The organism is Streptomyces globisporus, from assembly GCF_003501885.1.
GTDB lineage: Bacteria > Actinomycetota > Actinomycetes > Streptomycetales > Streptomycetaceae > Streptomyces > Streptomyces globisporus_D.
The window spans coordinates 1-6,688 of the sequence record NZ_QWFA01000264.1 but is presented as its reverse complement, the minus strand read 5'-3'; the positions used below and the strand labels follow the sequence as shown (position 1 = coordinate 6,688).

5 protein-coding genes are annotated in these 6,688 nt (G+C 66.9%); all 5 read left to right on the top strand.

The annotated features are described in order from the left end of the window. The first annotated feature begins 587 nt into the window (after positions 1-587). The 5 genes from ngcE to D3105_RS31205 all read left to right on the top strand — a co-directional run bounded on the left by ngcE (position 588) and on the right by D3105_RS31205 (position 6,611). Entirely contained in the window at positions 588-2,033 is a 1,446-nt protein-coding gene (ngcE, locus tag D3105_RS31225; RefSeq protein ID WP_030709817.1) for an N-acetylglucosamine/diacetylchitobiose ABC transporter substrate-binding protein, read from the top strand. 49 nt (positions 2,034-2,082) lie between these two features. Further along, on the top strand, positions 2,083-3,003 hold the full coding sequence (locus D3105_RS31220; RefSeq protein ID WP_118906254.1) for a carbohydrate ABC transporter permease: 921 nt from the start codon (positions 2,083-2,085) through the stop codon (positions 3,001-3,003). Next, a complete protein-coding gene (locus D3105_RS31215; protein ID WP_093813274.1) occupies positions 3,003-3,953 on the top strand; it encodes a carbohydrate ABC transporter permease in 951 nt (316 codons plus the stop codon). Before D3105_RS31220 ends, D3105_RS31215 begins: the two co-directional genes overlap by 1 nt. A gap of 225 nt (positions 3,954-4,178) precedes the next feature. Next, complete coding sequence (locus D3105_RS31210; protein ID WP_118906253.1) at positions 4,179-5,378, top strand: ROK family transcriptional regulator; 1,200 nt, start codon at positions 4,179-4,181, stop codon at positions 5,376-5,378. A 120-nt stretch (positions 5,379-5,498) separates the two neighbouring features. Next, a complete protein-coding gene (locus D3105_RS31205) occupies positions 5,499-6,611 on the top strand; it encodes a sugar ABC transporter substrate-binding protein (protein ID WP_118906252.1) in 1,113 nt (370 codons plus the stop codon). Positions 6,612-6,688: the final 77 nt, after the last annotated feature.

The window sequence follows — 6,688 nt, the reverse complement described above, 5'->3', positions numbered from 1 at the left end:
GGGTCCGTCTCCGGCGGGGGGCCGGGCGGGGGACCGCGTGAGGGGCTGTGTCGAAGCCGTGGTTGAGGCCGCGTGGTGGCTGCATGCCGAGCCGTTCCTCCCCGGGAAAGTGCATGGACAACGTTGTCATAGCGGGATGCAAGGTCCAGTAGGGAGCCAAGTGACAGGACGTGTCAAGGGTGTTGCCGCGCGGCCCGTCGGCGAATCGGCCGGAATGGGGAAATAGCCGCCGCGGGAGGAGGGGGCGGGGCGCCGAGGTGTCCGTGAGGTCTCAACTCGGGAAAGACTGCCGCCCAAACGTGCTTTCGATCTTGCTCAGTTGGCGACAAGTGGACTATACCTGTCGGCATCTGCACAGCCGTTTCACACGGATGTGCGCGGGGGAAACAGGAACGTCGCGAGGACGCCGAGGGTGTCCTCGCTGTACGGTCTCCCGGCATCCCCACTGCACCGGCCTGTCCGGTACATCTGCATATCCGCATGACCCAAGCGCAACTGACCGCGGTGGCGGGGCCCTTCGCCTGAGGCGAATTCTCGACGGGTGACCGGTACACCGCCTGAGTCCTGGAGAAGGCGAGGACTTGAGCATGGGATCCACCTCCGCCCACAACAATGAGGGCCTTGGCCGTCGCGATCTGATCAAGCGTTCTGCCGCACTCGGCCTGATCGCTGTTCCGACGATGAGCTTCCTGTCCGCCTGTGCGAGCGGCGACAGCAGCAGCGACGACAAGGTCGAAAAGGGCGAAAAGAGCGACAAGAACCCGCTGGCCGTCAACGGCAGCGCCCCGCTGGAGATCGTCATCTTCGACGGCGGCTTCGGTACCAAGTACGCCGAGGACGCCAAGGCCGTCTACGAGAAGACCTACCCCGAGGCGAAGGTCAAGTTCTCGGCGACGCAGAAGATCCAGTCGGTTCTTCAGCCGCGGTTCAACGGTGGCACCCCGCCGGACCTGATCGACAACTCCGGTGCCCAGCAGATGGACATGGGCGTCCTGGTCGGCAAGAAGCAGCTCACCGACCTCACCCCGCTCCTCGACGCCCCCTCCATCGACGACCCCGCCAAGAAGGTCCGCGACACCCTGCGGCCCGGCATCGTCGAGATGGGCCAGTTCGACGGCGACCCGGTCTGGATCATGTACTACGCGTACACGGTCTACGGCGTCTGGTACTCGCAGACCGCGCTGGAGAAGCTCGACGCCACGTACCCGGAGAACTGGGACGACATGCTCGCGCTCTGCGCGAAGGCGAAGAAGCAGGACATCGCCGGCTGGACCTACCCCGGCAAGCACCCCTACTACCTCCCCTTCTCGCTGTACCCCTTCATCGCCAAGATCGGCGGTGTCGAGGTACTCGACGCGATCGACAACCTGGAGCCGAAGGCCTGGGAGCACCCCGCGGTCAAGGCGGCCTTCGAGGCGTACTACGAGCTCGTCGCCAAGGGCTACATCCTCAAGGGCACCCCGGGCCTCGACCACCGCGGTTCGCAGGGCGCCTGGGCCCGCGGCAAGGCGCTGTTCATCCCGAACGGCTCCTGGGTGGAGAACGAGGAAGCGGCGATCATCCCCAAGGACTTCAAGCTGTCCGTGGGCGCCCCCTCCAGCCTCGACTCCTCCGACAAGATGCCCTTCGGCACCATCTGGGCTTCCGGCGGCGAGCCGTTCATCGTCCCGAGCAAGGCGAAGAACGTCGAGGGCGGTATGGAGCAGCTGCGCATCATGCTCAGCGAGGCCTCCTCCAAGTCCTTCACCGCCAGCACGAAGTCGCTGTCCGCCTTCAACGGCGGCACGGACGGCATCGAGCTGTCCGACGGCCTCAAGTCCGGTGTCGCCGCGCTGGAGAAGGCCGGCACCAACGTGGTCAACCCGCGCCTGCAGGACTGGTACGTGAAGCTCCAGAAGGAGCAGATCGGTGTCGCCGCGCTCGGCGAGATGATGGCGGGCCGCGCCAAGCCGGCCGAGACCATCAAGAAGATCCAGGCCTTCGCCGACGCGACCGCCAAGGACCAGTCCATCAAGCACTTCAAGCACCAGTGACCACGCGTCACCAGCGGCGGGCAGCACGGGAAGGTCGGAGTCGGTAACGATGCAACACGGTAAATACCGGTTCATAGTCGGGTTCTTGGTGGTCCCGATGACGTTGTACGTCATCTTCGTCATCTGGCCCTTCATCCAGTCCATCTACTACTCGTTCACGGACTGGACGGGTCTGAGCCCCGACTTCAAGATGGTCGGGTTCGACAACTACACCAAGATGCTCGACGACGACGTCTTCTGGAAATCGCTGCAGCACAGTGTGCTGCTGGCGGTGCTGCTCCCGCTGGTGACGCTGGGCCTCGCGCTCTTCTTCGCCTTCATGCTCAACGTCGGCGGCCGGCGCCGCAAGGGCGCCGCCGTCAGCGGCGTACGGGGCTCGGGGTTCTACAAGATCGCGTACTTCTTCCCGCAGGTGCTCTCGATCGCGATCGTGGCCATCCTGTTCCAGTTCGCCTTCGACCCGGCCCAGGGCATGATCAACGGCACGCTCAAGGCCGTCGGCTTCAAGGACGTACCGGACTGGCTGGGCGACCCGCAGCTGGCGCTGTGGGTCATCATGGCGGTCCTCGTCTGGTGCACCACCGGCTTCTTCGTGGTGCTGTTCTCCGCGGGCATGGCCTCCATCCCCAAGGACTTCTACGAGGCGGCCCTGCTGGACGGGGCGAGCCGCTTCACGACCTTCTTCCGGATCACGCTGCCCCTGCTGTGGGACACGGTCCAGTCCGGCTGGGTCTACATGGGCATCCTCGCCCTCGGCGCCGAGGGCTTCGCCATCGTCCACATCATGAGCGTCGGTCCCGGCGGGCCCGACTACTCGACCACCGTCCTGCCGCTGTACGTCTACCAGTCGGCGTTCCGTGACGGACAGGCGGGCTATGCGACCACGATCGGTGTCGCCCTGCTCATCGTGACGCTGGCGTTCGCCGCCATCGTGATGCGGGTGGGCCGGCGCGAGCGGCTGGAGTTCTGATGAAGACCACTGACACCCCTCCGTCCGGGCCCTCCGGAACCCCGTCCGACGCCGACGCGGCCAAGGTCCCGGCCCAGCGCACCGGCACGGTCTCCAAGGGCGCCTCGGCCCCCGCGAAGAGCAGCGAGGGCCACGTCCTCAACGTCTTCTCGCACGGGATGCTGATCCTGTGGGCGATCATGGTCGTCCTGCCGCTGTTCTGGGCGGTGATGTCCTCGTTCAAGACCGACTCGGACATCTTCAACACCCCGTGGTCGCTGCCGAGTTCGCTGAACTTCGACAGCTGGGGCCGGGCCTGGAGCCAGGCCCACATGAGCGAGTACTTCCTGAACACCATCCTGGTGGTGGGCGGGTCGCTCGTCGGCACCCTGGTCCTCGGGTCCATGGCCGCCTATGTGCTGGCCCGCTTCGAGTTCCCCGGGAACCGCTTCATTTACTTCCTGTTCGTCGGCGGCATGAGCTTCCCGATCATGCTGGCGCTGGTCCCGCTGTTCTACGTCATGGACAACATGGGGCTGCTGAACACGATCCACGGCCTGATCGCCGTGTACATCGCGTACTCGCTGCCGTTCACCGTGTTCTTCCTGACCTCGTTCTTCCGTACGCTGCCGACCTCGGTGGCGGAGGCGTCGATCATCGACGGGGCCTCGCACACCCGCACGTTCTTCCAGGTCATGCTGCCGATGGCCAAGCCCGGCCTGATCAGCGTCGGGATCTTCAACTTCCTGGGGCAGTGGAACCAGTACATGCTGCCGACGGTGCTGAACACCGACCCGGAGAAGCGGGTGCTGGCCCAGGGCCTGGTGGAGCTGGCCGCCAGCCAGGGGTACAAGGGCGACTACTCCGGTCTCTTCGCCGGTCTGGTGATCGCGATGCTGCCCGTGCTGGCCGCGTACATCATCTTCCAGCGTCAGGTCGTCTCCGGTCTGACGGCGGGCGCGCTGAAGTAGCCGCGCGAAGGTCACGTATCCACAACGGCCCGGTGCCCCGGCGGACTCGATCCGCCGGGGCACCGGGCCGTTCTGGGGTGCGCCGGTGCTCAGGTCTTGACGGGAGGCACCCCCGAACGGTCAGCTTAGAGTTCACATGTTGGAGGAAGCCGGGGTCTCATCGCTGCGGCCCCGGCCGGGGCGGTCCTCAGGGACCGCCCGCCAAGGGCAGGAGTGGATGAGTCGATGGAGACTCCCGGGTTGCAGACATCGCTGCACAGGGCCAATCTGGAGCGGGTCGTACGCGCCGTACGGATGGCGGGATCGCTCACCCAGGCGGAGATCGCCCGGAGCACCGGGCTGTCCGCGGCCACGGTCTCCAATATCGTCCGGGAGCTGAAGGACGGCGGAACGGTCGAGGTCACCCCCACCTCGGCGGGCGGCCGGCGGGCCCGCAGCGTCTCCCTCAGCGGCGACGCGGGCATCGTCATCGGCGTCGACTTCGGCCATACGCATCTGCGCGTCGCCGTCGGCAACCTCGCCCACCAGGTGCTCGCCGAGGAATCCGAGCCGCTGGACGTCGACGCCTCCTCCGCCGAGGGCTTCGACCGGGCCGAGGTGCTGGTCAAGCGGCTGATCGAGGCCACCGGGATCGGCCCGGACAAGGTGATCGGCGTCGGTCTCGGCGTGCCGGGCCCCATCGACGTCGAGTCCGGCACGCTGGGCTCCACCTCGATCCTGCCGGGCTGGACGGGCATCAACCCCAGCGAGGAGCTCTCCGGCCGCCTCGGCGTGCCCGTGTACGTCGACAACGACGCCAACCTCGGTGCACTGGGCGAGCTGGTCTGGGGCAGCGGCAGGGGCGTCAAGGATCTCGCGTACATCAAGGTGGCCAGCGGCGTCGGCGCCGGTCTGGTGATCGACGGGACCATCTACCGGGGCCCCGGAGGCACGGCCGGCGAGATCGGGCACATCACGCTCGACGAGTCGGGCCCGGTCTGCCGCTGCGGCAACCGCGGCTGCCTGGAGACCTTCACCGCCGCCCGCTACGTCCTGCCGCTGCTCCAGCCCAGCCACGGCCCCGGGCTGACCATGGAGCGGGTGGTCCAGCTGGCCCGGGAGGGCGACCCGGGGTGCCGCCGGGTGATCGGGGACGTGGGCCGCCACATAGGCAGCGGTGTGGCCAACCTGTGCAATCTGCTCAACCCGAGCCGCGTCGTGCTCGGCGGCTCGCTGGCGGAGGCCGGGGAGCTGGTTCTGGGGCCCATACGGGACTCCGTGTCGCGGTACGCGATCCCCAGCGCCGCCCGGCAGCTCTCGGTCCTTCCCGGGGCGCTCGGCGGCCGTGCCGAGGTGCTGGGCGCACTCGCCCTGGTGCTCAGCGAGATGGGGGATTCAACCCTTTTGGAGAGCACCCTCCCCGTGGCGACTCCTGCCTTCACTTAGATAACGAATGGCACCGTTGTCATCTCGTTAAGGATTTACTCCTTGACGCTGGCGCTGGGGCCGAGTTGACTTCCAGCCACCTCGGCCGCAACGTCGCGGCCTCGTCAGGGAGGTTCGAGAATGAACACGCGTATGCGTCGTGCCGCCGTTGCCGTTGCCGCCACCACGATGGCGATCTCGCTGGCCGCTTGCGGGAGCGCCAAGGAGTCCGGCGACAAGGCCGAGCAGGGCTCGGAGAAGAAGGGCGACGACCTGAAGATAGGTCTGCTCCTTCCCGAGAACCAGACGGCCCGTTACGAGAAGTTCGACCGGCCGATCATCGAGAAGAAGATCGGCGAGCTCACCGGCGGCAAGGCGAAGGTCACCTACGCCAACGCCAAGCAGGATGCGAACACGCAGGCCCAGCAGGTCGACACCATGATCACCAACAAGGTCGACGCCCTCATCCTGGGCTCGGTCGACTCGAAGGCGATCGCCAACAGCGTCAAGAAGGCCAAGGACGCCGGTATCCCGGTCGTCGCCTTCGACCGCCTCGCCGAGGGCCCCATCGACGCCTACACCTCCTTCGACAACGAAGAGGTCGGCCGGGCCCAGGGCACCGCCCTGCTGGAGGCCCTGGGCGACAAGGCCGACGGCGGCACGATCGTGATGATGAACGGCGCGATCACCGACCCGAACGCCGCGCTCTTCAAGTCGGGCGCCAAGTCCGTCCTCGACGGCAAGGTGAAGTACGGCAAGGAGTACGACACCAAGGAGTGGAAGCCGGAGAACGCCAACGCCAACATGGAAGCGGCGATCACCGCGCTCGGCAAGGACAAGATCGACGGCGTCTACTCCGCCAACGACGGCATGGCGGGCGGCATCATCACCGCCCTCAAGGCCGCCGGCATCGACCCGCTCCCGCCCGTCACCGGCCAGGACGCCGAGCTCGCGGGTGTGCAGCGCATCGTCTCCGGTGAGCAGTTCATGAGCGTCTACAAGTCCTACCCGGCCGAGGGCATCGTCGCCGCGGAGATGGCCGTCGCCCTCGCCAAGGGCGAGAAGCTCGACTCCATCGCCACCTCCAAGGTCGACAGCGCCACCACCAAGGGCATCCCGACGGTCCTCGTCCCGGTCGTCTCGCTGACCAAGGACAACATCCAGGAGACCGTCCTCAAGGACGGCATCTGGACCCTGGACGAGATCTGCACGGCCAAGTACAAGGCCGCCTGCGACAAGATCGGTCTGAAGTAGTCCCCAGGGGCTCCGGCCCCAGGGACCCGGCCCGCCCCCGAGCTGCCGGGTCCCTGGGGCCGGAGCCCCTGGGGACT

Coding starts and splice junctions, on each gene's coding strand:
- ngcE (WP_030709817.1), top strand. CDS start 588: ATGGGATCCACCTCCGCCCACAACAATGAGGGCCTTGGCCGTCGCGAT.
- D3105_RS31220 (WP_118906254.1), top strand. CDS start 2,083: ATGCAACACGGTAAATACCGGTTCATAGTCGGGTTCTTGGTGGTCCCG.
- D3105_RS31215 (WP_093813274.1), top strand. CDS start 3,003: ATGAAGACCACTGACACCCCTCCGTCCGGGCCCTCCGGAACCCCGTCC.
- D3105_RS31210 (WP_118906253.1), top strand. CDS start 4,179: ATGGAGACTCCCGGGTTGCAGACATCGCTGCACAGGGCCAATCTGGAG.
- D3105_RS31205 (WP_118906252.1), top strand. CDS start 5,499: ATGAACACGCGTATGCGTCGTGCCGCCGTTGCCGTTGCCGCCACCACG.